Genomic DNA, 22,188 nt, shown 5'->3' on the forward strand with positions numbered 1-22,188 from the left:
CTTGCAATTAAACAGCGTCTGCAATTAATGTGGACGCAGGCAATCAGCTGCCGCAGTACACCTCTCCGCTTCTGCTTCCGCTCCGCGAGCCCCGCTGCCGCCGCGCACGCAATCTCCCCCTGAAGGGCACCCCCTCATGCCTCTCGCACTGCTAGCCCTCGCCATCGGCGCCTTCGGGATCGGCACCACCGAATTCGTGATCATGGGCCTCCTCCCCGAAGTCGCCGGCACTTACGGCGTCTCGATCCCCACCGCCGGCTTCCTGGTCACCGGCTACGCCCTCGGCGTGGTCCTCGGCGCTCCGCTGATGGCCGTCCTGGGCACCCGCATTCCCCGCAAGCGCATGCTGATGCTGCTCATGGGCCTCTTCGTCGTCGGCAACGTCGTCTCCGCGCTCGCCCCCGTCTTCGGCGTCATGCTCGCCGGCCGCGTCGTCGCCTCCCTCGCCCACGGCGCCTTCTTCGGGATCGGCGCGGTCGTCGCCGCCGAGCTGGTCGCGCCGCAGAAGAAGGCCGGAGCCATCGCCATGATGTTCACCGGCCTCACCGTGGCCAACGTCATCGGCGTCCCGCTCGGCACCCTGGTCGGCCAGCACCTCGGCTGGCGGGTCACCTTCCTGGCCGTGGCCTCGCTCGGCGTGGTCGGTCTGATCGGCATCGCGCGGCTCGTCCCCGACCTGCCCCGCCCCGAAGGCGTACGGATCCGCCACGAACTGGCCGCGTTCCGCAACGTCCAGGTCCTGCTCGCCATGGCGATGACCGTCCTCGGCTTCGGCGGGGTCTTCGCCGCCGTCACCTACATCACGCCGATGATGACCCACGTCGCCGGATTCGCCGACACCTCCGTGACCTGGCTGCTCGTCCTCTTCGGACTCGGCATGGTCGCCGGGAACCTCATCGGGGGCCGGTTCGCCGACCGCGCGCTGATGCCGATGCTCTACGTGTCCCTCGGCGCGCTCGCCACCGTCCTCGCGGTGTTCACGCTGACCGCCCACACCAAGGCGGGCGCGGCCGTGACCATCGTTCTCATCGGAGCCCTCGGCTTCGCCACCGTCCCGCCGCTGCAGAAGCGCGTCCTCGACCAGGCCGCCGGAGCCCCCACCCTGGCCTCGGCCGTGAACATCGGCGCCTTCAATCTCGGCAACGCGCTCGCCGCCTGGCTCGGCGGGATCGTCATCGCCGCCGGGTTCGGCTGGACCGCCCCGAACTGGGTCGGTGCGGCCCTCGCCGCCTCCGCCCTCGTCCTCGCCCTGCTCTCCGGCGCACTGGAACGGCGTACGGCGGCCCGCGCGGGCGGCGAAGGCCCCGGCCGGATCGTCGCGGCCGGCGCCCCGGCCCCGGCGGCCGTGGCCGTCCCCGCCCACCACTGATCCCCTGATCCCCGAGAACCCGTACCGGGCCCTCGTCCCCCCACACACATCCGAGTCCGAACCGCAGGAGCCCCCCGCATGTCCAGCAGCACCGCCACCGCCCGTACCGCCGTCGCCCCGCTGACCACCGCCGATGCCGAGGGGCTCGTCGCCGCCGCCACGGCCGCCGCCGGAGCCGCGGGGGTCGCCGTCAGCGTCTCCGTCCTCGACGCGGGAGGCCATCTGCTGGCCTTCCGGCGCGACGACCGGGCCGTCCTGATCTCCGGGGAGACCAGCACCCGCAAGGCCTTCACCGCACTCCAGCTGAACGCCCCGACCGCCGACCTGGTCGACGCCGTCCAGCCCGGCGGCCCCTTCCACACCCTGCCCACCGCCCTCGACCGGCCGCTGCTCTTCATCGCGGGAGGCCTGCCCGTGCACCGCGACGGCCGGCTCGTCGGAGCCGTCGGCGTCGGCGGCGGGGCCCCCGCCCAGGACCACGGTTTCGCGGCCGCCGCGGTGGCGGCCCTCGCCTAGTGCTGTGGCCGGGAAGGTTTGCCGGGGCGCGGCGTCCGGTGCGGTGCATCGCAAGGCGGAGGGCCGGGGCTCGTACTGGACGTACCGCCGCGGTCCGACAACGCGGCGAGGTGCCGTGCCGGGCGTCGCGACACGGTGAACCTTTCCGGCCACAGCACTAGGTCGTCTTCGCCCGGGTCGCGCACCGGTGTCCCCCGTGCCACGTTGGTACGGGGGACACGGACGCATGATGCGACAGACGAAGCAGGACAGGCGGAGCCATCTCATCGCGACGGCCACGGTCGCCGCGCTGGTCTCCCTTGCCTCCGTCCAGGGCTGTACGACCGGCTCGGCCGCCCCCGGCGGGACCCGGACCCCGGCCGCCGCCGCTTCGCCGGACCGGGCGGGCTCGGCGTCCGCCGCCACCCCGTCCGCCGCCACCCCGACGGCCGCCGAACCCTCGCCGACGGGCTCGTACCCGCTCTCCGCCACCCCGGGCACCATCCCGGCCGTACGGGAACACGTGCCGGCCCGTGGCCCCGGCTGGCGGCCCGCCCCCGAGGCGCGGGTCGTCGTAGCGCCGTCCGACAGCGCGGCCCTGGCCGACGAAGGCAGGCTGCTGGCCGGTGAACTCCACATCGGATTCGCGGAATCGGCCGACACCCGCCGCGGGGACGTCCAACTGGCCCTCGGGGCCAAGGACTCCGGGGCTCCCGAGTCCTACACGCTCACCGTGCGCGACGGGCAGGTCCGCATCACCGGACCCGACCAGGCCGGGGTCTTCTACGGAACCCGCACCCTCAAACAGGAGGTGAGCGGCGGCCGTTCGGCCCCGGAGGGAACCGTGCGGGACGCCCCGGCCAAACCGCAGCGCGGACTCAACCTGGACATCGCCCGCAAGAACTTCACCCCGGACTGGATCGAGGACCGGCTGCGCGAGATGGCCGACCTGAAGCTGAACCAGCTGGGCCTGCACTTCTCCGACGACCAGGCCTTCCGGATCCAGTCCGACACCCACCCCGAGATCGTCTCCACCCCGCACCTCACGAAGGCGCAGGTGCGCGAGATCACGGCGCTCGCCGCCCGGCTGCACATCGCGGTGATCCCCGAGATCGACTCGCCCGGCCACCTCGGCGCGGTGCTGCGCGCGCACCCCGGACTCCAACTGCACGATTCGCAGGGCCGGGTGGTCAAGGGCGCGGTGGACATAGCCAACCCGGCGGCGGCGAAGCTCGTGGACGAACTCCTGCGGGAGTACCTTCCGTTGTTCCCGGGCGCGATATGGAACCTGGGCGCCGACGAGTACCAGGCGCTGGTCTACCGCGATCCGCAGGCCTCCTTCCCCCAGCTCACGGCCGCCGCCCGGCAGCGGTACGGGCCCACCGCCCGGGTTCAGGACCTTGCGACGGGCTGGCTGAACGACCGCGCGGACGTGGTCCGTTCGGCGGGCCGGGCACCGGCGGCCTGGAACGACGGCTTCTTCACCGGCGGGCTCGCCCAGCCCGCCCAGGACATCCAGGTCGAGTACTGGACGGGCAAGGAGGGCGGGGCCCGGCCGCCGCTGGAGTACCTGCGCGAGGGCCGCAAGGTGGTCAACCTCAACGACGAGTACCTCTACTACGTGCTGGGGGAGCCCAACCAGTTCACGTACCCCACGGGCCGGCGCATATACGAACAGTGGACCCCGCTCGTGCTGCGCGGGACCGCCGCCGTCCCCGCGACCTACGGCGACCGGATCCTGGGCGCACGACTCGCGGTCTGGTGCGATCTGGCCGGAGCCCAGACCCAGGCCCAGGTGGCGGCCGGCATCCGCCTCCCGCTCGCGGCCCTGTCCCAGAAGCTCTGGGACCCCCGCACCCCCGGCCTGGACTGGACTTCCTTCAAGACCCTCGCCGACCGCCTCCAGTAACCGGCGGGTGTCCTAGGGGATGTTGGCGGTCGACTCGCAGTTGACGGCCTCGTCGGCGGTGCCCGCCTGGCCGTCGCAGGCGTCGGTGTCGGCTCCGCCGTCGAGGAAGTCGTCGGCCGGGCCCGCGAAGATCGAGTCGTTGCCGCCCTGGCCGCGCAGCCGGTCCCGGCCGCCCGCCGTGCCGGCGGTCGCGTCCCCGTCGAAGTTGGAGTTGTCGCCGAAGATCGAGTCGTCGCCGCCCCCGCCGTCGATCCGGTCGTTGCCGGCCGAGGTGACGGAGGCGTCCCCGACCGAGCTGTCGCCGATGAGGTCTTCGTCCCCGGTCCCGCCGATGATGCGGTCGTTGCCCGCGCCCACGGCCCGTCCGCCGGCGGGGTCGCCGATGTTGTGGTCCCCGATGGCGAAGATGCCGCCGTCGGCTCCCATGTCCAGCAGATCGTTGCCGCCGCTGCCCACGGCGGCCGTGATGCCCTCGCTGTCGCCGATGAGGTTGTCGTGGGCTCCGGCGCCGCCCCGCAGGATGTCGTCGCCCGCGCCGGTTCCCGTGCCCTGGAAGGGCGCCGCCGAGTCGCCCAGCAGGCCGTCGTCGCCGTTGCCGCCGTCCAGCAGGTCATTGCCGCCGCCCGTGGCATCGCCGCCCAGGGCGACGCTGTCGCCGGTCATGTGCTCGTCGTCGCCGTCCCCGCCGAACAGCCGGTCGTGGCCGCCGCCGCGCGCGTTCCCCGCGTCGTTGCTCTGGGAGTCGCCGGTCATGAGGTCGGCTCCGGCGCCGCCGTCGAGGAGGTCGTTGCCGCCGCCTTCCGCGTTGCCGCTCGCGGTGAACGAATCCCCGACCATGTCGTCGTCGCCGGCGCCCCCGCGCAGCTCGTCGTTGCCGCCGCCCGTGGCGTTTCCGGCGGCCACGGCGGCGTCACCGCGGATCACGTCGTTGCCCTCGCCGCCGTCGAGCCGGTCGTTGCCGGCCCCACCGACCAGCTGGTCGTTGCCGCCGAGCCCGCAGATGAGGTCGTTGCCGCCGAGGCCGTTGATGGTGTCGGCCGCCGCGGATCCGACGATGACGTCGTTGCCGGGCGTGCCGTTGATCGTGCCCGTGCCGGTGATGGTGGCCACGGCGCCGAAGCAGCCGATCGGGGCGGCGCCCGCGCTGCTCGCGGGCAGGCCCAGGGTGAACAGGGCGGCGGTGACGACACCGGCCGTGATGATGCGTGCCATGCAGGTCCTCCGACGGTCCGTGTGGGGATCGCTGGAGGACTGCCACGCGGGGCCCGGTCCGCAAGCCGGGACTGCGCCGACCGGCTCATTTCGTCCCCCGCACGGGTGTCCCGCCCACCCGTACGGAGCCGGGGCCCGCCCGGTCCGGGTCCGGGTCTCGTACGGGTCTCGTACGGTGATATTCGCTGGTCCGGGCATCGTGCTGTTGCTTGGATGCGGGGATGAACAATGAACGGCTGCCCGAGTGTCCCCAGCGCCCCGATGGCTACGAGATCTCCGTCGACCCCGGGCGGCTCGACCGCGCGCTGGTCCACCGCTGGCTGTCCGAGGACTCGTACTGGGCCCTCGGGCGGAGCCGGGAGAAGCAGGACGCCGCGATCGACGGATCGCTGAACTTCGGGGTCTACGAAGAGGCTTCGGGCGCCCAGGTCGGGTACGCGCGCGTCGTCACCGACCGGGCCACCTTCGCCTGGCTCTGCGACGTGTACGTGGACCGGGGCGTACGGGGCAAGGGGCTCGGCACGGCCCTGGCGGGGGCGGTGCGGGACCACCTCGCCCCGTACGGGCTGCGGCGGATCCTGCTGGCGACCGGGGACGCCCACGGGGTCTACGCCAAGGTCGGCTTCGAGCCGCTCGCCGCCCCGGACAAATGGATGGCCCTGGGCGAGCAGTAGGCGGGGCTGCGGCCGACCGGGCGGCTACCAGATGGAGTTGACCCACTCCGGGTGGTCGATGAACGGGTTGCGGTTGTGCTGGTAGGTGTCGTATATGACCTGGTTGCGGCGCTGCTCGAAGGCGTCCGGCGGGTCCTGCAGGTTCCACTGCTTCAGGACGCTGATCCGGCCGATCGCCGGCGCGGTGCCGTTGTTGACCTTGTCGTTGACCTCGAGGTCGGCGAAGCCGTCGCCGCCGTCGTAGCGCACGGCCATGTAGAGCAGCATCCGGGCCACGTCGCCCTTGACCGCGTCCCGCGGCTCGAAGGAGTCGGAGTCGGTGAAGCTGCCGGGGGCCTCGGCGACCGGGCTGCCGCCCATGTCGAAGTCCTTGTTCCCGCGGGTGCTGTTGACCGTGACGTCCTCGGGCCTGAGGTGGTGCAGGTCGGTGCCCGGCCCGGTGGCGGTGCCGAAGTCGCCGTGGCTCTTGGCCCAGACGTGCTCGCGGTTCCAGTCGTTGACCCCGCCGCCGTTGGTGGACTTGGACTGGGAGCGGCCCGAGTAGACCAGGATGACGTTGTTGGAGTTCGCCGGGTCCTGGTCGGTGACCTTCAGGGCGTTCCAGACGCCGTCGTACGTCACCTTGGACTGGGTCTTGATGATGTTGTGCAGCGCCGTCTTGAGCGCGGCGCCGGTCTTGCCCTCCGCGGAGGTGTAGTACGCGTCCACCGCTGCGGAGGTGGAGGAGACAGCGGAGTTCGAGGAGGCCGTGGCGGTGGCGGCCGTTCGCTGGCCGGCCGTGGCGGAGGCCGGGACCAGGGCCAGGGCCGCCGCCGCGAGGCCGGCGGCCAGGGGAGCCAGGCGCGAGATTCTCATCACGTGGGGGTACCTCTCCACAACGCACCGCTCCCGCCCGGGGAATTGGCGGGGCATCAGGTGGCAGAGCGAGGTTCACATTGTCATGTGCCGAACAGATGAAAAGCACGTGTCGGGAGTCAGGATTTTCTACGCGCGTCATGTGGGTGAATTGGCGCAAGAGTCACTTGGCAGGACAGGTCGACCCCTGCACTGTGGCGGAGGCCACACCGTGAACAGCCCTACCAGGAGCAGCCCATGGCAGTGAAGATCCTCATCGTGACCGGCGACGCGGCGGAGTCGCTGGAGGTCCTCTACCCCTACCAGCGTCTGCGCGAAGAGGGGTACGAGGTCCACATCGCGGCGCCGACCGTGAAGAAACTGCGGTTCGTCGTACACGACTTCGAGGACGGCTTCGACACCTACACCGAGAAGCCCGGCTACACCTGGCCCGCCGACATCGCCTTCGCGGACGTGGACCCGGGGGAGTACGCGGCCCTCGTCGTACCGGGCGGGCGCGCCCCCGAGTACCTGCGCAACGACCCCGAGGTGCGGCGGATCCTGGCCGCCTTCGCGGGCTCCGACAAGCCGATCGCGCAGATCTGCCACGGCCCCCTGATCACCGCCGCGGCGGGCGCGCTGGACGGCCGCCGGGTCACGGCCTATCCGGCCCTGGAGCTGGACATGAAGGCGGCGGGCGCCGAGTTCGAGGACTCCGAAGCCGTGGTGGACGGGACGCTGGTCTCGGCCCGCGCCTGGCCCGACCACTCGGCGTGGATGCGGGAGTTCCTGACCGTGCTGCGCGGCAAGGCCCCGCTGGCGTAGGCCATCTCCCCTTCCGGCCCCGCAGGGCCCGGAAGGGGAGCTCCGGCGGTCGTCAGCTGCCCGAGGTGACGGCCGCGGGGGCCGGCTCGTACTTGTAGTCGGGGCCGAAGTTCTTCTTCACGGCGGCCTCCCAGGACCCGTCGGCGACCATCTTCTGGATCGCGGCGTTGATCTTGCCCTGGAGCTCGGGGCTGCCCTTCTTCATGCCGATTCCGTAGTTCTCGTTGCTCAGGCTCAACCCGAGCAGCCGGAACTTGCCCTCGTTGCCCTTGCGGGCCGTGTACCCGGCCAGGATGGAGTTGTCCGTGGTCATGGCGTCGACCAGGTGGTCCTGGAGCGCGACGACGCACTCGGAGTAGCCGCCGAGTTCCAGGAGGCTCGCCTTGGGGGCCAGGGTCTTCCTGACGTTCTCCGCCGAGGTCGAGCCGGTCACCGAGCACAGCCGCTTGCTGTTGAGGTCCTCGGCCTTGGTGATCGACGGGTCGTCGGCGCGGACCATCAGGTCCTGGTGCGCCAGGAAGTACGGGCCGGCGAAGTCGACCTTCTCCTTGCGCTTGTCGTTGATCGAGTAGCTGGCCGCGACGAACTGGACCTCGTTGTACTGGAGCAGCAGCTCGCGGTCGCTGCTGCGGACCTGCTTGAAGGTGATGTGGTCCGGCTTGTAGCCGAGCGTCTTCGCCACGTACCTCGCCACGTCCACGTCGAAACCGGTGAAGGTGCCGTCCGGCTCGCGCATGCCGACGCCCGGCTGGTCGAACTTGATGCCGATGGAGAGGTCTCCCTGGCCGTCGTCACCGCCGCATCCGGATGCGGTCAACGCGAGACCGATCATTGCGGCGACCGCACCGGCCTGGGAAACCTTCATGCTGCACTCTTTCCTTGGAAACGCGATACGCGGTGCGCGGGACGCGACAGCGGTACGCAGGGTCGCGCGGGCGCGCGGGAGCGCGCCGGGACGGGCCCGGGACGCGGGGAACCGCGGGGGCAGGTGGACGCGTATATGAGGAAGCTAGGAAACCGCCGGGCGCAGTGTCACGGGATCTGAGCAAATCTTGAGGGTAACGATCCGGATCGGCGGCAGATCCTGCGGCGGATCCGGTCCTGTACGGGAGAGGAGCCGGTCGGATGGCCGAGGGCGGGGCAAGGGTCAAGGGGAACGCTTTGCTGCTGGGGGACGGAGCGGAGGTCCGTTTCATGCGGACGCTGCGCCTCCCGGAGTCGGGTACGCACAACCTGCCGCCGGGGCTCGGAGAGTTTCCGCTGCGCCGGGTGGAGGACCATCCGGACACGGTGCCGCAGGAGTGGCTGGCCAAGGGCGGGGTGATGCTGCCCGTGTACCTGCGCGAGGCGATGTGGCTCAGCTTCGCGGGGACCGCGCAGCCCACCGCGCTCCAGGTCGGGGTCGGCAAGGTGTGCGCCGTCTCCGGTGAGCGGTGGACCGGGGAGCTCGGGCGCGATCCGCAGAACTACCTCGTGCTCCCGCGCCAGCCGTGGCTGGACGGGATCAATTCGGGCAAGGGGACGGTGCGCCAGTTCGTCGCGGTCCCGCTCGGGCTCGGCGCCACCGTCGAGGGCCAGGTCACCGGGGAGGAGACCACCGGCGGGGTCCAGCTCCAGGCGTTCGGGCTCGGTACGCAGGCACTGGCGCGGTGGCGGGAGGCGGAGCAGGCGCGCACGGCCGCGCACCGCTGGGGCCCGCCGGGCGGCGGACCGGTCCCGAGCGCGCCGTCCGTGGGGTACGGAGCGGGGCCGATGATGCCGGCGGCGGCCCCGGCGCCGGCTCCCGGAGGTCCCCCCGGCTCGGCCGCGGAGCCGCGGATGCGGGCCCGAGCCGCGGGTCCGCAGAGGTCTCCCGCGATGGGACTCGGCGTCGGCGGGTCCATGCGCCAGGAGGTGTACCGGGACGACCGCGGGCCCGGGGAGTGGGCGCGGGAGCCGGCCGCGCGGGTCTTCGTCCATCTGGTGTCCCCGCCCGCGTGGCGCCGGATCACCGGGGAGGAGCCGCCGCCCTCGCCGGTGGACCGGGCCGCCTACACCAAGGCCGGGCTGCCGTGGTTCGACTACTACGACGAGAGCGGCACCGACCTGGCCCCCTCCGGGGCGCTGGGCCAGGTGGAGCCGGTGGGCGAATGGCTCGGCGATGACGACAACCCGTGGATCCAGCCCGGCCCCGGCCAGGTCAAACCCCTGGGGAAGGCTCCGAGGCCGGGGGGCCGGCCGGTGCAGGACGGGGACTGGTAGGTCCGGCCCGCCCCGCGTACTGGCCTGGAACGTACGGTAGTTCGGTCCGCCCGGACGGACCCGTGACAGCATGGGAGGGCAACGCACGGTAAGCGGAGGGGGAGTTCGGTGAGCGGAGTACGCAAGGGCCTGTCCAAGGTGGAGATCGCGCTGCGCTGGGATCCCAGCCCGGCCGGTGCGCCCGTACACGATCTGGACATACTCGCCGCGGTCTACGGGGCCGCCGCCCCGTACGGGCAGCCCGTCCACCTCGTGCACTTCGGGAGCCGCTCGCCCGACGGCACCATCACGCTGGACCGCGACAGCCGGACCGGCCAGGGCCTCGGCTTCGACGAGGTGATGACCCTCGAACTGTCGCGCATGGCAACGGAGTTGATCCGAGTGGTGGTGGGGGTGGTGATCCAGCCGGCGGGCTCCGGTCCGGCGCTGACCTTCTCCTCCGTGGCCGGTACCGGCCTGCGGATCCGGGAGGGCTACACCGACCTCTCCGTGGAGGGGTTCACGGCCGTCGGGTCCGCCCGCGCCGCCACGGTCGCCGAATTCACCCGCGAGGCCTCGGGCAGCTGGTCGCTGGACCCGGCGGTACGGGGCTTCGACGCCGACCCGGAGGAGTTCGCCCGGGTCATGGGCTCCGCCCGGGGCTGATCCCCGTACGGGAATTGCACGACGGGTTCTGGATCACCGCGCAGACCGGGCGGCGGGCACTCCGCGAGGGAGTGGCCGCCGCCCGGTCCCGTGGTGCGCTGCCACCGTCCCCACGAGGCAGCGCGGGCAGATCGCCGCCCGGTCATCGGGGACGGCGGTCTGCCGGTTCAGGGGGCCGGTCCGCTTACGGGCCGGGGGCCGGCTCCGGGCCGGCGGGCTGGGCCGGAGCGGCGGGCGCGGCCGGGCCGGCGGGCTGGGCCGGAGCGGGGTCGGTGTGCGGGCTCACGCCCAGCGCCGGCAGCAGGCAGGCGTCCACGAACCGTACGAGGTACTCGGCGTCGGCGTACCGCCCGTCCAGCACCGGCCGGATCCGCACCACGCCCATCAGCTGCGCCGGCAGGAATTCCACGGCCGGATGCCCCGCCGCGAGCTCGCCGCGCGCCACGGCCCGGTCCACGATCGCGTCGAAGGCCGCCAGCTCGGGCTCCACGATTGCTTCGCGCAGCGCCGCCTTGAGTTCCTCGTCACTGAGCACCGCATGGCCGAGGGCCTGCGTCAGCCGGGTGTCGCGCCCCGAGGTGCAGGCCGCGATCATGGCCGCCTCGCGCAGGTCGCCCGCCAGTGTTCCGGTGTCCACCGCCGCCAGGGTGCCCCGCCGGTCCGCGCGCAGGGCCGCGGCGACGAGCTGCGGCTTGGTCTTCCACTGCCGGTAGAGCGTGGACTTGCCGCAGCTGGCCCGCGCCGCGATGCCCTCCATGGTCAGGGCCTCGTAGCCGTCCTCGCGCAGTTGGTCCAGGACGGCCTCGTAGAACTGCCGCTCCCGCTCCGGGGTGATCTTGGAGCGGCGCGCAGGGGCCGGGGCGGCTTCCGGCGTCGGCGACGTCATGGGCTGCTCTCCTCGGTGGGCGCTCGCGTCCGGTATCGCAGTCGGTCCGGCCTGCGGCTCTAGTTGTCGCCCAGCGGTCCTGTGGCGATCTTCCAGCGATCGTCCAGTGACCATCCGGAGACTGTGTCGAGTGAAAGTCTACGGGAACGCAGGCGTATCGGTACACCCGCGTATCGATACGCGAATGTATCGATACACTGGCGTGTCGATGTGTGCCCGTGTACAGGAAGCGAGACCGGGGGATGACCTCCCACACCACACCTGCCGGGGCCGGCGCCGTACAGCGCCGCCGCCTCATGCGCGAGCTGCTGCTCGTCGCCGGTCTCTTCGCCGTCTACAAGGCCGGCCGCCTGCTTGCCACGGGCCGCACGGACGAGGCCTTCCGCAACGCCACCCGGGTCTGGGACGCGGAGCGCACCCTGCACCTGCCCGGCGAGGGCCTGGTCCAGCGGCTGCTCCTGCACGGCGACGCGCTCGTGCACACCGCGAACACCTATTACGCGGCCGTGCACTTCCCCGCCACGGTGCTCTTCCTCGTCTGGCTCTACCTGCGCCGCCCCGCGCACTACCTCTGGACCCGCCGGGTCCTGGCCGTCCTGACCGGCGCCGCCCTGGCCATCCACCTGACCTTCCCCCTCGCGCCGCCGCGGATGCTCGCCGCCGCCCACCTGATCGACACCGGCCAGGTCTACGGGCCCACCGTCTACGGAGCCTCGCCCGCCGCCGACAGCATGGCCAACCAGTTCGCCGCGATGCCCTCCCTGCACTTCGGCTGGGCGCTGATGCTGGCCCTCGGCATGATCGCGGCCACCTCCTCCCGGTGGCGGTTCCTCTGGCTGCTGCACCCCCTCGCCACCCTGCTCGTCGTCGTCGGCACGGCCAACCACTACTGGCTCGACGCCGTCGTCGCGGCCCTGCTGCTCGGGGCCGCCCTGCTGCTCGTCCCGCGTCCCGCCGTCCGTTCCCTCGTCGCGGCCCGGAGCGTGCCGGCCCAGCGCCGCGCCGTACCCGAGCCGGCCACCGTAGGAGGAGTCCGGTGAATGCCACCCTCGTAGCCGTCCTGCTCTGCCTCGCCGCGGCCGCCACCTACGCGGCCGCCGCCGTCGCCCAGGAGCGCCTGGCCCGCCGGGCCGTCGCCCGCAGCGCCACCTCACTGCTCGGCAACGGCGCCTGGTGGTGGTCCGCCGGACTCAACGCCGCCGCCGCGCTCCTGCACGCCGCGGCCCTGCGGTACGGGCCCCTCACCCTGGTCCAGCCGCTCGGCGCGCTCACCCTCGTCGCCGCCGTCCCCATGGGCGCCCACGGCGCCGGGCGGCGGGTCGCGGCCACCGAGTGGCGCGGCACCCTGGCCACCGTCGTCGGCCTCGGCCTGCTCCTGCTCCCCGCCTCCGGCCCCGCCCCCGACGACACCCTCACCCTGACCGAGGCCCTCGCCGTCTCCGGCGCCACGGCCGCGGTGATCGTGCTGCTGACCGTACGCAGGGACACGCGCTCGGGGCTGCGCCACGCGACGGCCTCCGGGCTGGCCTCGGCGGCCGCCTCCGCCCTGACCCAGACCGTCGCCGTGGCGGGCGGCCGCGGCGGAGCGCTGCTCAGCGTCCGCGTGGTCTCGGTGGCCCTGCTCGTGGTGGTCTTCGCGGTCGGCGGGATGCTGCTGTCCCAGCGGGCCTACCGGGGAGGCCTCGGAGCCCCGCTCGCGGTGGTCAACCTGGCCAACCCGCTGGCCGCCGCCGCGATCGGCATGGTGCTGCTCGGCGAACGCCTCCAGGGCGGGGCGGTCGGCGTCCTGCTGGCGGTGGCGGGCGCGCTCGCGGCGGCGCGGGGCGTGCTGCTGCTCACCCGGACCTCGGCGCCCGCCCCGGCCCCGGCCGCCGCATCAGCACCGGCACCGGCACCGGCACCGGCATCGAGATCCGTATCCGTACCGGCCGCACAGGTGGCTGCACCGCTCTCCGGGGTTCCCCTGCAGACGGCCTCCCCGGCGGTGCGCAAGGACCGGGTCCCGGCCTGATCCGGCCGGCGGCGGCTCAGGTCGCCGCCGGCCGCCGCCTTCGCGTTCGCCGCGCTGTGGCGAGAACCGTTTCACCCCTTCGCGCGTCCTCCTCGGTAAGACGAAGCGCGCACAGGGTGCGCACACCGAAGCGGAGTGAACAGGCATGGGCATCATCAGCTGGATCATCCTCGGACTGCTCGCGGGCGGGATCGCCAAGGTCCTGCTGCCCGGCCGTGACCCCGGCGGCCTGATCGGCACCACCCTCATCGGCGTCGCGGGCGCCTTCATAGGCGGCTGGCTCTCGGCGAAGTTCCTCGACAAGCCGATCCAGAACGACTTCTTCGACCTCGCGACCTGGGGTTCCGCCATCGCAGGCTCCCTGGTCCTGCTCATCGCCTACCGGCTCCTGTTCGGCAACTCCCGCAGTTCCCGCCACTGATCCCCGCCCCGGGGTCCCTCCCCGCGCCCGGTGCCTGCCGGTACCACCCACTCCGGTCGCACCGCCGTCGGTGGCGGCCCCTACGATGACCGGCCATGGAGAGCAGTGATTCCGGCAGACGGTTGATCGACGGGCGTTTCGAACTCGCGGGGCCCCTGGGCAGCGGCGGGATGGGGACGGTGTGGCGCGCGCGGGACATCGCGCTGCACCGGGACGTCGCGCTCAAGGAGGTCCGGCCCCCGGACCCGGCGACCGCCGCCGCACAGCCCGACCTCGCCGTCCAGCTGCGCGAACGGGCCGTCCGCGAGGCTCGCGCGCTCGCGCGGCTCGCCCACCCCAACGTGGTCACGATCCACCACATCGTGGAGCCCGCCGACGGGGTCGAGGGCCATCCGTGGATCGTGATGGAGCTGGTCAAGGGCGGCTCCCTGCACGACCGGCTGGCCTCCGGGCCGATGCCGGTCGCGGACGTGCTGCGCCTCGGGCTCGACGTGCTCTCCGCGCTGCGGGCCGCGCACGCGGAGGGGGTGCTGCACCGGGACGTGAAACCGGCCAACGTACTGCTGCGGACCGATGGTTCCGCCGTCCTCACCGACTTCGGCATCGCCGCACTGCACGGGGCGACCGCGCTGACCTCCACCGGCGTCCTGATCGGCTCGCCGGAGTACATCGCGCCCGAGCGTGCCCGCGGCGAGGAGGGGCTGCCCGCCTCCGACCTGTGGTCGCTCGGCATGCTCCTGTACGTGGCCTCGGAGGGGGTGCACCCGCTGCGCCGGGCCACCAGCCTGGCCACCGTGGTCGCGGTGCTCGACGAGCCGATCCCGGCGCCGGTACGGTCCGGCCCGCTGGGGCCCGTACTGGAACGGCTGCTGGTACGGGACCTGGCCGTGCGGCCCGGCGCCGAGGAGCTGGAGGCGCTGCTCCGCAGCGCGAGCAGTGCTCTCGGCGGCGCCACCCCGGTGACCCCGCCGATCGCCCTGGGCCAGTTCGGACCCGCGGTCCCGGCGGGTCCGGCAGCCCCGCCGGCCCCCACACGCTTCGAACCCGGCGCGGGCAACCCGTACGCGCCGACCGTGCCCGTCCCCGGGTCGGTCCGCCCCCACCACCCCCGTCCCCGCCGCCGGACCGCCCTGCTCGGCGGCCTCCTCGTGGCGGTCCTGGCCGCCGGGGCGACGATCGGCATCCTGAACTGGCCGGGCGGCGGCGCGGACGGCGACGGCGGCAAGGGCAAGGGCGTCGACGCCAAACCGCCGAGCAGTCCTTCCTCCTCCGCGCTGCCGTCCCCGTCGACCGCGACTCCGGGAACCTCCGGCGCTCCGACCCCGAAGGCGAGCACCGCCCCGACCGCGACCGCGAGCGCGCCCAAGGGCAGCCTGATCGGCCCCGCCGGCATCCGCGCCGCCATCGAAGCCTTCAAGCAGCAGGCCGGCACCACCACCTTCGTGGACATGAGGGTCTACGACGACTACGTGATCGCCTCCATCCCCACCGCGCCCGGGGCCAGGACCGTCGACTCCTGGCAGTACCGGGGCGGCGTCGCCAAACGCGGCGGCCCGGACGGCACCGTCAAGGCCGGCGAGCCCCTCATGGACATGGCCGCGCTCAACTGGGACGCCCTGCCCGCCCTGTTGGAGCAGTCGCAGAAGGAACTCGCCGTCGCGGTCCCGAGCTCGCGCTACCTCAACGTCTCGCCCTGGTCCGGTACCCCCGCGATCCGCCCGTACATCAACGACCCGTACGGTCAAGGCGGCTATGTCCTCGCGGACACCGACTTCAAGATCAAGAAGGTCTACCGGAACTGACCGTCCGGTACGGACGAACGAAGCGGAGTACCCACCACCATGCCCAGCTGGCGCACCACGCTCACCACGGCCGGGATCTCCGGCCCCCGGCTTCGCGCCGACTACACGCACACGGCCCGCCGGGTACTGCGCCGGGAGCCCGCGCCCTACCTGACCCTGCGGCTGCTGGCCGACCCGGCGCTCGTGCCCTGGCTGGCGGCCGGGCTCGCCTTCATGAACCGGGTCGACGACGTCGCCGAGACCGGCACCCCGCAACAGCGGGCCGAGGGCCTGGAGGAGCTGGGCGCCGAGGTGCGCCGGGCCCTGCAGACCGGCGAGAGCCCCGACCCGCTGCTGCGCGCCTACGCCCACGCCGTCGGCTCCCGCGGCCTGCCCACCGAATGGATCTTCCGCTTCCTCGACGGCGCCGCCACCGCGGAGGCGGTGTTCGACGGGTTCGCCACCGAGGCCGAGTTCCAGGCCTACCTCGACGCCTACGCCTGGCCCGGCGTGCTCGTCTTCACCGGGCTCCAGTACCAGGGCGGGCCCGACGCCGAACAGGCCGCCGCCTGGCGGCGGTTCGTGGACGCCGCCCAGCGGGTGGACTTCCTCGCCGACCTCGCCGGGGACCTGGCGGACGGGCGGCTGTGCATCCCCCGCGACCGGCTCGCCGAGCACTCCGTGACCCGGGCCGACCTCGAACAGGCCCGTGACACCCCGGGCGTACGGGAACTCCTGACCACCGAGTGCGCCCGCGCCCGTACCGCCCTCGCCGCCACCGAGGTCCTCCTCGACCTGGCCGAACCCGGGCTGCGGCCCGTCGTGGTGACGATGACCGAGCTCATGGAACACCAGCTCGCGGGGGTGGAGCGGGTCGGCGTCGGCGCCCTGCGCAAGGACGTCGGCTACGGCCTGGTGGCGCCCCTGCGCACCCTGGCCCGCGCCAGGGCGCAGCGGCCGCGCACCGCCGTCCGGCAGTGACATCCGAAAGGCGGTGACATCCGAAAGGCGGTGACATCCGAACAGCGGTGACATCCGAACGACAGTGACGTCCAACGGCAGTGACATTCGTACGGCCGCAGTCCGTACATGCGCATCTGCCGGGGCGCCGCCGCGCTCCGTAGCGTTGCGTACATGACGCAGACGCATTCGGAGACGGCCCGTCCCGCGGCACGATCCGTGCCCGCGGCGGTCAGCTTCCGGCACACCGCCAAGTCCTTCGGACCCGTCCACGCCGTGGCCGGTCTCGACCTCGACATCCGGCGCGGCGAAACCGTCGCCCTGCTCGGCCGCAACGGCGCCGGCAAGTCCACCACCATCAGCCTGCTGCTCGGCCTGGACGAGCCCGACGCGGGCAGCGTGCGCCTCTTCGGCGAGAGCCCCGCGCGGGCGGTGCGCTCCGGCCGGGTCGGCGCGATGCTCCAGGAGGGCCGGGCCGTGCCCCGGCTCACCGTGCGCGAGCTCGTCGCCTTCGTCGCCCGCACCTACCCGGCGCCGATGCCGGTGGCCGAGGCCCTGGAGCTGGCCGGGCTCACCGGCCTCGGAGGCCGCCGCGTGGACCGGCTCTCCGGAGGCCAGGCCCAGCGGGTCCGCTTCGCCGTCGCCCTCGCCGGGAACCCCGAGCTGATCGTCCTCGACGAGCCGACCGCCGCCCTCGACGTGGAGGCCCGGCGCGCCTTCTGGGTCTCCATGCGGGCGTACGCCCGGCGCGGCAACACCGTGCTGTTCTCCACGCACTACCTGGACGAGGCCGACGCCCACGCCGACCGCATCCTCGTCCTGGACCGCGGCCGGGCCGTGGCCGACGACACCGGGGAGGGGCTGCGGCGCGCCGCCGGCGGCTCCCTCGTCGCCTTCGACCTGGCCGGGCGGTCCACCGAGGAGCTGACCACCCTGCCCGGGGTGGTCGCCGTGGAGATCGCCGGGGACCGCGCGAAGCTGCGTACCCAGGACCCTGACGCCACCGTCGTCGCCCTCGTGCACCGCGGCGCCGTCCGCGGCCTGGAGGTCACGGCCGCCTCGCTCGACGAGGCCTTCCTCGCCCTGACCGGCTCCGGGGCCCGCTCCGGAGCCGACTACCGGGCCGGAGCCGACACCCGGGCCGGATCCGACACCGCCGCGGAGCGTGCCCGATGATCATCACCGCCTATGTCCGCCTCGAAGTGCGGCGCACGCTGCGCGACACCGGATTCGTCTTCTTCGGCATCGGTATGCCGGTGGTGATGTACCTGCTCTTCACCAACCTCGGCACCGCTGACCCCGAGTGGAAGACCGCCTCCATGGTCGCGATGGCGGCCTACGGGGCCCTGGGCGCGGCCCTCTCCGCCGGAACGGGCGTGGCCGAGGACAAGGGCGTCGGCTGGCTGCGCCAGCTGCGCGTCACCCCGATGACCCCGCGCCAGGCGGTCACCGGCCGGGCGCTGACCGGCTCCGTCGTGGTCCTGCCCGCCGTCGCCGCCGTGCTCGCGGCGGGCGCGCTCGTCAACGGGGTCCGCCTCGACGCCTGGCAGTGGGCGGCCGTGGTCCTCGCGCTCTGGCTCGGGGCCCTCCCCTTCACCTTCCTCGGCCTGGGCAACGGCTACCGCCTCTCCGCCCAGACCACCGGCCTCGTCAACGTCTCCTGCAACCTGCTGCTGTCGATCGTCGGCGGCCTCTGGTTCCCGGCCGCGCTGTTCCCGCACTGGCTGCAGACGCTGAGCGACTTCACCCCGACGCACCGGTTCGCGGAGATCGGGCAGCAACTCGCCGCGGGAGCCGCGCCGGGGCTGGCGGCGCCGGGAGTGATCCTGGCGTGGGCGTTGCTGTTCGGCTCGTACGCGGTGTTCTCGTACCGTCGGTCCGCGCGGACGGTGTAGGCGATGCGCGCGGTACGCGAGGCGGCATGCGCCGCGGAACGGGGAACGGACATGGGTGTCAGCCCGGGCTCGGCCGCCGAGGTGAAGAGGAGCCGGCTGCCCAGACCCGCCGGGATCGGCGTGAACAGCGGGCTCTCCCTGCTGCCGTGGCTGCTCATGGGCATGGGCGCCTTCTCCAACATCATCCAGGGAAAGACCCCCAACCCGCTCGTCGGCGGCGCCGGCCTGCTGATCTTCAACTCCCTCTACATCAGCGTGGTGTTCCGCGCCTTCCACAAGGGCGCGCGGGAGGCCGCGAGCACCCGCTGGAGCCTGGTCGCCATGGGAGCGGTCACCTGCGGGCTGGCCCTCGCCTACGGGGGCAGCTGGCTGGCCTTCTTCCCCCTGCTCGGGCTCGCGGTCGGGGCCGTGCTCCGGGGCCGGACACTCGGTCTGACCGTCCTCGGCCTGTGCGCCGTGGCCGGTGCGATCGGCGTCTACCGCGACGGCTGGGGGGCGGTGGGCGTCGTCTACGGGACCTTCCTGTCCGGCATGGTCACCGCGGCCATCCTCGCCCTCTCCGAGACGGTGCGCGAACTGCGCGACACCCGCCAGGAGCTGGCCCGTACCGCGGTGGAGCGGGAGCGGCTGCGCTTCTCCCGGGACCTGCACGATCTGCTGGGCCACACCCTGTCGGTGATCGTCGTGAAGTCGGAGGCTGCCCGCCGGCTCGCGCCCCGCGACATCGACGCGGCCCTCGCCCAGGTCGCCGACATCGAATCCGTCGGCCGCCAGGCCCTCGTGGAGATCCGCGAGGCCGTCACCGGCTACCGCGAGGCCAGTCTGGCCGGTGAGCTCGACCGGGCCCGCGGGGTCCTGACCGCCGCCGGGATCGAGCCCGTCGTACGGCAGTGGGGGCCGCCGCTGCCCCCGCAGACGGCGGCGCTGCTGGGCTGGGTGGTCCGCGAGTCGGTCACCAACGTGATCCGGCACGGGTCTTCGGCGACCAGATGCGAGATCGAGGTGCGGGGGTCCGCCGAACGGGTCCGCCTGGTGATCACGGACGACGGGGGCGGCGTAGGCTCCACCCCGCCGGGCAGTGGTCTGACCGGGCTGGCCGAACGGCTCGCGGTGGCCGGCGGCACCCTGGTCGGCGGCCCGGCCCCGGGCCGGGGCGGCTTCCGGGTCACCGCCGAACTCCCGGTGGACCAGGACGCGTACGAGACGGCGGGCGAGACCGGGTACGAGACGGCGGGCGAGACCGTGGGTGAGACGGCGGGCGAGACCGCGGGCGAAGGCGAGGACCGATGATCAGGCTGCTGCTGGCCGAGGACCAGGGCATGATGCGCGGGGCCCTGGCCCTGCTGCTCGGACTGGAAGAGGACATCGAGGTCGTGGCGCAGGTCGGCGCCGGCGACGAGATCGTGCCCGCTGCCCTGGAGACCCGGCCGGACGTGGCCCTGCTCGACATCGAACTCCCCGGCCGCAGCGGACTCGACGCGGCGGCCGACCTGCGGCGCCGGATCCCCGGCTGCCGGGTGCTGATCCTGACCACCTTCGGCCGGCCCGGCTATCTGCGCCGGGCCATGGAGGCGGGGGCGGCCGGGTTCCTCGTGAAGGACGGCCCGGTGGAGGAACTGGCCGCGGCCGTCCGGCGGGTGCTCGCGGGGGAGACCGTGATCGACCCCGCGCTCGCGGCCGCCGCCCTCAGCGCCGGCCCGAACCCGCTGACCCCGCGCGAGGTCGACGTCCTGAACGCGGCGGCCGACGGGGCCACCGTCGCCGACATCGCGGCGAAGGTCCACCTGTCGGAGTCGACCGTGCGGAACTACCTGTCCGCGGCGATCGGCAAGACCGGAACCCGCAACCGCATGGAGGCCGTTCGCGCGGCCCGCCGCCAGGGCTGGCTGTGACCGGGCGGGCCCGGAGGCCCGCTCGGTTAGCGCTCGGCGCGGCTCAGTAGGCGCCGTTGACGTTGTCGATCGAGCCGTAGCGGGCGGCCGCGTAATTGCAGGCGGCCGTGATGTTGGCGACCGGGTCGTAGGAGTCCAGGGCGGTGCCGGGGACGTGATAGGCGCGGAAGGTCGGGTCGATCACCTGGAGCAGGCCCTTGGAGGGTATGCCGGCCGCGGCGTTGGAGTCCCAGTTGTTGATGGCCATCGGATTCCCGGAGGATTCGCGCATCACGTTGCGGTGAATTCCTTCGTAGCTGCCGGGAATTCCGTGCTGGGCCATGACGTCGAGCGACTGCCGGATCCAACCGTCGAGGTTGTTGGCGTAGCCGGTGGCCGCGGGGGCGGCGGCGGGGGCCGCGGCCGGTGCGAGGGAGCCGAGCTTCAGCTTCAGGCCGGGACGGATCACCGAGGGGTTGGCTCCGACCGCGCTGCGGTTGGCCTCGTAGAGCTGCTGCCAGCCGCCGCCGATGGAGTGCTCCGCCGCGATCTTCGCCAGGGTGTCGCCGCTGACCACGGAGTACGTGGTCGGGGCGGCGGTCACCGCAGCGGTCACCTCGGCGGCTCCGGCCGTGGTCGCGCTGATCAGCGGGAGGGCCAGGACCGCGCCGCCGGTGCCGGCGAGGGCCAGCTTGCGGGTGAGCGGGTTGTTCTTCGGCCGACGGTGCTTTCCCTGAGCGGGCATGGCGGAATTCCTCACGTGGGGGTACGGGAGAGCCCTGGCGGCGGCCGGATTCGGCAGCTGACCACCGGGAACGAGGTGAACGTAGGCGAGTCCGCGGGGCCGGAACAAGACACGAATTCGACCGGGAGATCCACTTCCCGCTATCGGCCCGGTGGATGACCTTGAAAAGGGATCCGGGAATTGCGGAAATTCCCTCCGGGAAAAGGGAATCGACCCTTCCGGGGGAATGATGTTGATCCGGCGGGCGTGACTCACATCACGGAATTCCGGACGGGTCCCCAAAACGGGCAAGTCGCCCGTCGCCGCACCTGATTCGGGCGACCCGCCCGTTGGCGGCGAATCGCCCATCAAGGGTCAATCAGGTCTCGTAGGAGACCCTGCCGTCCTCGTCCATCGGCGGGTGCAGCCGGGAGGGCCCGCAGCCGCCCTCCACCTCGTCCGACGGGCGGGCCGCCTCCGGCCCGTCGGGCCCGATCCGCAGCACCCGCCGCATCCGTACGATCAGCAGCTCGCGGCCGTCGTCCAGGCGCACCGAGTCCGCGTCACCGGCGGCCCGGAAATCCGCCGCCGCCCGGGCGTACCCGGCCCGCTCCGGCTCCGGGAGCTCGTACACGGCCGGCCAGAGCCACGTCAGCATGTGCACCAGCGCCCGCCGGGCCGCGTGCGGGCTCGCCAGCAGCGTGCTCGCCGGCTCCCAGCCCGCCCCGGTGCGCTCCAGCACCCGGAACGCGGCCGGCAGCAGCACGATCCCGGCATGGGTGCGCACCGCCCGCCGCGAGTCCGCCCGTACCTTGGCCGGATAGCGGGGGCTGCGGTACTGCAGGCCCATCAGCGCGAGCCGCTCCGTGGCCTCCATGACGCTCGTCGCCGCGATGTGGTCGATCACGAAGTCCGCGTCCAGCCCGGGATCCCGGGCCCCCGGGTCCCAGCCGCGCTCGGGCGGCTCCGGATCGGTGGGCCGGGGCGGCTCCGGCCCCTCGCTGTTGCAGTAGAGCAGCTCCTCGCACCGCACCACCCGGTACCGGGTGCCGGCCGCCGTGATCTCGTTGAGGGGCTCCGTCTCCAGTCGTGCGACGGCCGCCAGCAGCTCCCGGCGGACCTCCCGGTCGTCGGTGTCGTCCTTGGCCCGGAACCACAGGGAGGAGTTCAGGCCGTCCCGGGCGTCCTGCGGGACCCCGCAGGCGACCGGGTTCAGCACCTGCCACCGGTGCCCGCCGCCCACCGGCTGGCAGGCGATCCCGAAGAGCGGTCCCCGGACGACGTAGTGGTCGTACTTCCGCGCCGCGTCGGAGGCGTCGGCCTCCTGCGCGGCCGCCACCGGATGCCGCGCCTGCTCGACGTTCATGTAGAGGTGCTCGCGCCCGGGAGGTACCTCACTGCTCATACCGCATTCTCGGCACACCCCCGGCCGGTC

Annotated in this window: 21 protein-coding genes and 1 pseudogene; 16 read left to right on the forward strand and 6 right to left on the reverse strand. The window is 73.2% G+C overall.

The genetic code is table 11. The annotated features are described in order from the left end of the window. Nucleotides 1–136 precede the first annotated feature (136 nt). From OHU74_RS32175 to OHU74_RS32185, 3 genes are all read left to right on the forward strand, one after another. On the forward strand, nucleotides 137–1,369 hold the full coding sequence (locus tag OHU74_RS32175) for an MFS transporter (RefSeq protein WP_371619149.1): 1,233 nt from the start codon (nucleotides 137–139) through the stop codon (nucleotides 1,367–1,369). A 78-nt stretch (nucleotides 1,370–1,447) separates the two neighbouring features. After that, nucleotides 1,448–1,885, forward strand: coding sequence for a heme-binding protein (locus OHU74_RS32180; protein ID WP_371619150.1), 438 nt, complete (start codon nucleotides 1,448–1,450; stop codon nucleotides 1,883–1,885). 226 nt (nucleotides 1,886–2,111) lie between these two features. Continuing rightward, complete coding sequence (locus tag OHU74_RS32185; RefSeq protein WP_371619151.1) at nucleotides 2,112–3,773, forward strand: glycoside hydrolase family 20 protein; 1,662 nt, start codon at nucleotides 2,112–2,114, stop codon at nucleotides 3,771–3,773. A 12-nt stretch (nucleotides 3,774–3,785) separates the two neighbouring features. Here OHU74_RS32185 and OHU74_RS32190 read toward each other — a convergent pair whose 3' ends face one another. Beyond that, nucleotides 3,786–4,985 (reverse strand): calcium-binding protein, encoded by a 1,200-nt coding sequence (locus tag OHU74_RS32190; RefSeq protein WP_371619152.1) that lies wholly within the window; start codon nucleotides 4,983–4,985, stop codon nucleotides 3,786–3,788. Nucleotides 4,986–5,206: 221 nt separating this feature from the next. On the opposite strand from OHU74_RS32190, the gene OHU74_RS32195 reads away from it, so the two are divergent. Next, on the forward strand, nucleotides 5,207–5,659 hold the full coding sequence (locus OHU74_RS32195) for a GNAT family N-acetyltransferase (protein WP_371619153.1): 453 nt from the start codon (nucleotides 5,207–5,209) through the stop codon (nucleotides 5,657–5,659). A 24-nt stretch (nucleotides 5,660–5,683) separates the two neighbouring features. Here the strand turns inward: OHU74_RS32195 and OHU74_RS32200 are convergent, their stop codons facing one another. Then, nucleotides 5,684–6,514, reverse strand: a complete 831-nt coding sequence (locus OHU74_RS32200) for an endonuclease I family protein (protein ID WP_371619154.1) — start codon at nucleotides 6,512–6,514, stop codon at nucleotides 5,684–5,686. Nucleotides 6,515–6,751: 237 nt separating this feature from the next. Here OHU74_RS32200 and OHU74_RS32205 point away from each other — a divergent pair, with 237 nt between their 5' ends. Then, nucleotides 6,752–7,318, forward strand: coding sequence for a DJ-1/PfpI family protein (locus tag OHU74_RS32205; RefSeq protein WP_330299933.1), 567 nt, complete (start codon nucleotides 6,752–6,754; stop codon nucleotides 7,316–7,318). A gap of 52 nt (nucleotides 7,319–7,370) precedes the next feature. On the opposite strand, the gene OHU74_RS32210 is transcribed toward OHU74_RS32205, so the two are convergent. Then, nucleotides 7,371–8,183: a glutamate ABC transporter substrate-binding protein gene (locus tag OHU74_RS32210; RefSeq protein WP_371619155.1), complete on the reverse strand. Its 813-nt coding sequence runs from the start codon at nucleotides 8,181–8,183 to the stop codon at nucleotides 7,371–7,373. A gap of 260 nt (nucleotides 8,184–8,443) precedes the next feature. Between OHU74_RS32210 and OHU74_RS32215 the strand changes: the two genes are divergently transcribed. Both OHU74_RS32215 and OHU74_RS32220 read left to right on the forward strand, forming a co-directional pair. Beyond that, nucleotides 8,444–9,559 (forward strand): hypothetical protein, encoded by a 1,116-nt coding sequence (locus OHU74_RS32215; protein WP_371619156.1) that lies wholly within the window; start codon nucleotides 8,444–8,446, stop codon nucleotides 9,557–9,559. A 108-nt stretch (nucleotides 9,560–9,667) separates the two neighbouring features. Beyond that, on the forward strand, nucleotides 9,668–10,204 hold the full coding sequence (locus OHU74_RS32220) for a TerD family protein (RefSeq protein WP_371619157.1): 537 nt from the start codon (nucleotides 9,668–9,670) through the stop codon (nucleotides 10,202–10,204). A 280-nt stretch (nucleotides 10,205–10,484) separates the two neighbouring features. Here OHU74_RS32220 and OHU74_RS32225 read toward each other — a convergent pair. Next, nucleotides 10,485–11,090 (reverse strand): annotated as a pseudogene (locus tag OHU74_RS32225) (TetR/AcrR family transcriptional regulator); the annotation flags it as partial. Between the two features lie 242 nt (nucleotides 11,091–11,332). On the opposite strand from OHU74_RS32225, the gene OHU74_RS32230 reads away from it, so the two are divergent. The 9 genes from OHU74_RS32230 (at nucleotide 11,333) to OHU74_RS32270 (ending at nucleotide 20,050) form a co-directional block, all read left to right on the forward strand. Next, nucleotides 11,333–12,130, forward strand: coding sequence for a phosphatase PAP2 family protein (locus OHU74_RS32230; protein WP_371619158.1), 798 nt, complete (start codon nucleotides 11,333–11,335; stop codon nucleotides 12,128–12,130). Next, the gene (locus tag OHU74_RS32235; protein WP_371619159.1) at nucleotides 12,127–13,101 is read left to right on the forward strand and encodes a hypothetical protein; all 975 of its coding nucleotides are present in this window, start codon (nucleotides 12,127–12,129) and stop codon (nucleotides 13,099–13,101) included. Before OHU74_RS32230 ends, OHU74_RS32235 begins: the two co-directional genes overlap by 4 nt. Nucleotides 13,102–13,246: 145 nt before the next feature. Further along, nucleotides 13,247–13,522: a GlsB/YeaQ/YmgE family stress response membrane protein gene (locus OHU74_RS32240; protein ID WP_371619160.1), complete on the forward strand. Its 276-nt coding sequence runs from the start codon at nucleotides 13,247–13,249 to the stop codon at nucleotides 13,520–13,522. 95 nt (nucleotides 13,523–13,617) lie between these two features. Beyond that, a complete protein-coding gene (locus OHU74_RS32245; RefSeq protein WP_371619161.1) occupies nucleotides 13,618–15,324 on the forward strand; it encodes a serine/threonine-protein kinase in 1,707 nt (568 codons plus the stop codon). 39 nt (nucleotides 15,325–15,363) lie between these two features. Next, nucleotides 15,364–16,284 (forward strand): squalene/phytoene synthase family protein, encoded by a 921-nt coding sequence (locus OHU74_RS32250; RefSeq protein WP_371619162.1) that lies wholly within the window; start codon nucleotides 15,364–15,366, stop codon nucleotides 16,282–16,284. A gap of 153 nt (nucleotides 16,285–16,437) precedes the next feature. Then, nucleotides 16,438–17,439: an ABC transporter ATP-binding protein gene (locus tag OHU74_RS32255; RefSeq protein WP_371619163.1), complete on the forward strand. Its 1,002-nt coding sequence runs from the start codon at nucleotides 16,438–16,440 to the stop codon at nucleotides 17,437–17,439. Between the two features lie 2 nt (nucleotides 17,440–17,441). Further along, entirely contained in the window at nucleotides 17,442–18,158 is a 717-nt protein-coding gene (locus tag OHU74_RS32260; RefSeq protein WP_371619880.1) for an ABC transporter permease, read from the forward strand. Between the two features lie 51 nt (nucleotides 18,159–18,209). Beyond that, complete coding sequence (locus OHU74_RS32265; RefSeq protein ID WP_371619164.1) at nucleotides 18,210–19,448, forward strand: sensor histidine kinase; 1,239 nt, start codon at nucleotides 18,210–18,212, stop codon at nucleotides 19,446–19,448. Then, on the forward strand, nucleotides 19,445–20,050 hold the full coding sequence (locus tag OHU74_RS32270; protein ID WP_371619165.1) for a response regulator: 606 nt from the start codon (nucleotides 19,445–19,447) through the stop codon (nucleotides 20,048–20,050). Before OHU74_RS32265 ends, OHU74_RS32270 begins: the two co-directional genes overlap by 4 nt. 43 nt (nucleotides 20,051–20,093) lie before the next feature. Here OHU74_RS32270 and OHU74_RS32275 read toward each other — a convergent pair whose 3' ends face one another. Continuing rightward, nucleotides 20,094–20,774, reverse strand: coding sequence for a LysM peptidoglycan-binding domain-containing protein (locus OHU74_RS32275; RefSeq protein WP_371619166.1), 681 nt, complete (start codon nucleotides 20,772–20,774; stop codon nucleotides 20,094–20,096). A 358-nt stretch (nucleotides 20,775–21,132) separates the two neighbouring features. Then, nucleotides 21,133–22,158: a DUF5954 family protein gene (locus OHU74_RS32280; protein WP_371619167.1), complete on the reverse strand. Its 1,026-nt coding sequence runs from the start codon at nucleotides 22,156–22,158 to the stop codon at nucleotides 21,133–21,135. Between the last annotated feature and the right edge of the window lie 30 nt (nucleotides 22,159–22,188).

It is taken from the genome of Streptomyces sp. NBC_00454, from assembly GCF_041434015.1.
Lineage (GTDB): Bacteria > Actinomycetota > Actinomycetes > Streptomycetales > Streptomycetaceae > Streptomyces.

Bases quoted from the DNA above. Each gene is read 5' to 3' on its own strand.
- OHU74_RS32175 (WP_371619149.1), top strand. From the start codon at position 137: ATGCCTCTCGCACTGCTAGCCCTCGCCATCGGCGCCTTCGGGATCGGC.
- OHU74_RS32180 (WP_371619150.1), top strand. From the start codon at position 1,448: ATGTCCAGCAGCACCGCCACCGCCCGTACCGCCGTCGCCCCGCTGACC.
- OHU74_RS32185 (WP_371619151.1), top strand. From the start codon at position 2,112: ATGATGCGACAGACGAAGCAGGACAGGCGGAGCCATCTCATCGCGACG.
- OHU74_RS32190 (WP_371619152.1), bottom strand. From the start codon at position 4,985: ATGGCACGCATCATCACGGCCGGTGTCGTCACCGCCGCCCTGTTCACC.
- OHU74_RS32195 (WP_371619153.1), top strand. From the start codon at position 5,207: ATGAACAATGAACGGCTGCCCGAGTGTCCCCAGCGCCCCGATGGCTAC.
- OHU74_RS32200 (WP_371619154.1), bottom strand. From the start codon at position 6,514: ATGAGAATCTCGCGCCTGGCTCCCCTGGCCGCCGGCCTCGCGGCGGCG.
- OHU74_RS32205 (WP_330299933.1), top strand. From the start codon at position 6,752: ATGGCAGTGAAGATCCTCATCGTGACCGGCGACGCGGCGGAGTCGCTG.
- OHU74_RS32210 (WP_371619155.1), bottom strand. From the start codon at position 8,183: ATGAAGGTTTCCCAGGCCGGTGCGGTCGCCGCAATGATCGGTCTCGCG.
- OHU74_RS32215 (WP_371619156.1), top strand. From the start codon at position 8,444: ATGGCCGAGGGCGGGGCAAGGGTCAAGGGGAACGCTTTGCTGCTGGGG.
- OHU74_RS32230 (WP_371619158.1), top strand. From the start codon at position 11,333: ATGACCTCCCACACCACACCTGCCGGGGCCGGCGCCGTACAGCGCCGC.
- OHU74_RS32240 (WP_371619160.1), top strand. From the start codon at position 13,247: ATGGGCATCATCAGCTGGATCATCCTCGGACTGCTCGCGGGCGGGATC.
- OHU74_RS32245 (WP_371619161.1), top strand. From the start codon at position 13,618: ATGGAGAGCAGTGATTCCGGCAGACGGTTGATCGACGGGCGTTTCGAA.
- OHU74_RS32250 (WP_371619162.1), top strand. From the start codon at position 15,364: ATGCCCAGCTGGCGCACCACGCTCACCACGGCCGGGATCTCCGGCCCC.
- OHU74_RS32255 (WP_371619163.1), top strand. From the start codon at position 16,438: ATGACGCAGACGCATTCGGAGACGGCCCGTCCCGCGGCACGATCCGTG.
- OHU74_RS32265 (WP_371619164.1), top strand. From the start codon at position 18,210: ATGGGTGTCAGCCCGGGCTCGGCCGCCGAGGTGAAGAGGAGCCGGCTG.
- OHU74_RS32270 (WP_371619165.1), top strand. From the start codon at position 19,445: ATGATCAGGCTGCTGCTGGCCGAGGACCAGGGCATGATGCGCGGGGCC.
- OHU74_RS32275 (WP_371619166.1), bottom strand. From the start codon at position 20,774: ATGCCCGCTCAGGGAAAGCACCGTCGGCCGAAGAACAACCCGCTCACC.
- OHU74_RS32280 (WP_371619167.1), bottom strand. From the start codon at position 22,158: ATGAGCAGTGAGGTACCTCCCGGGCGCGAGCACCTCTACATGAACGTC.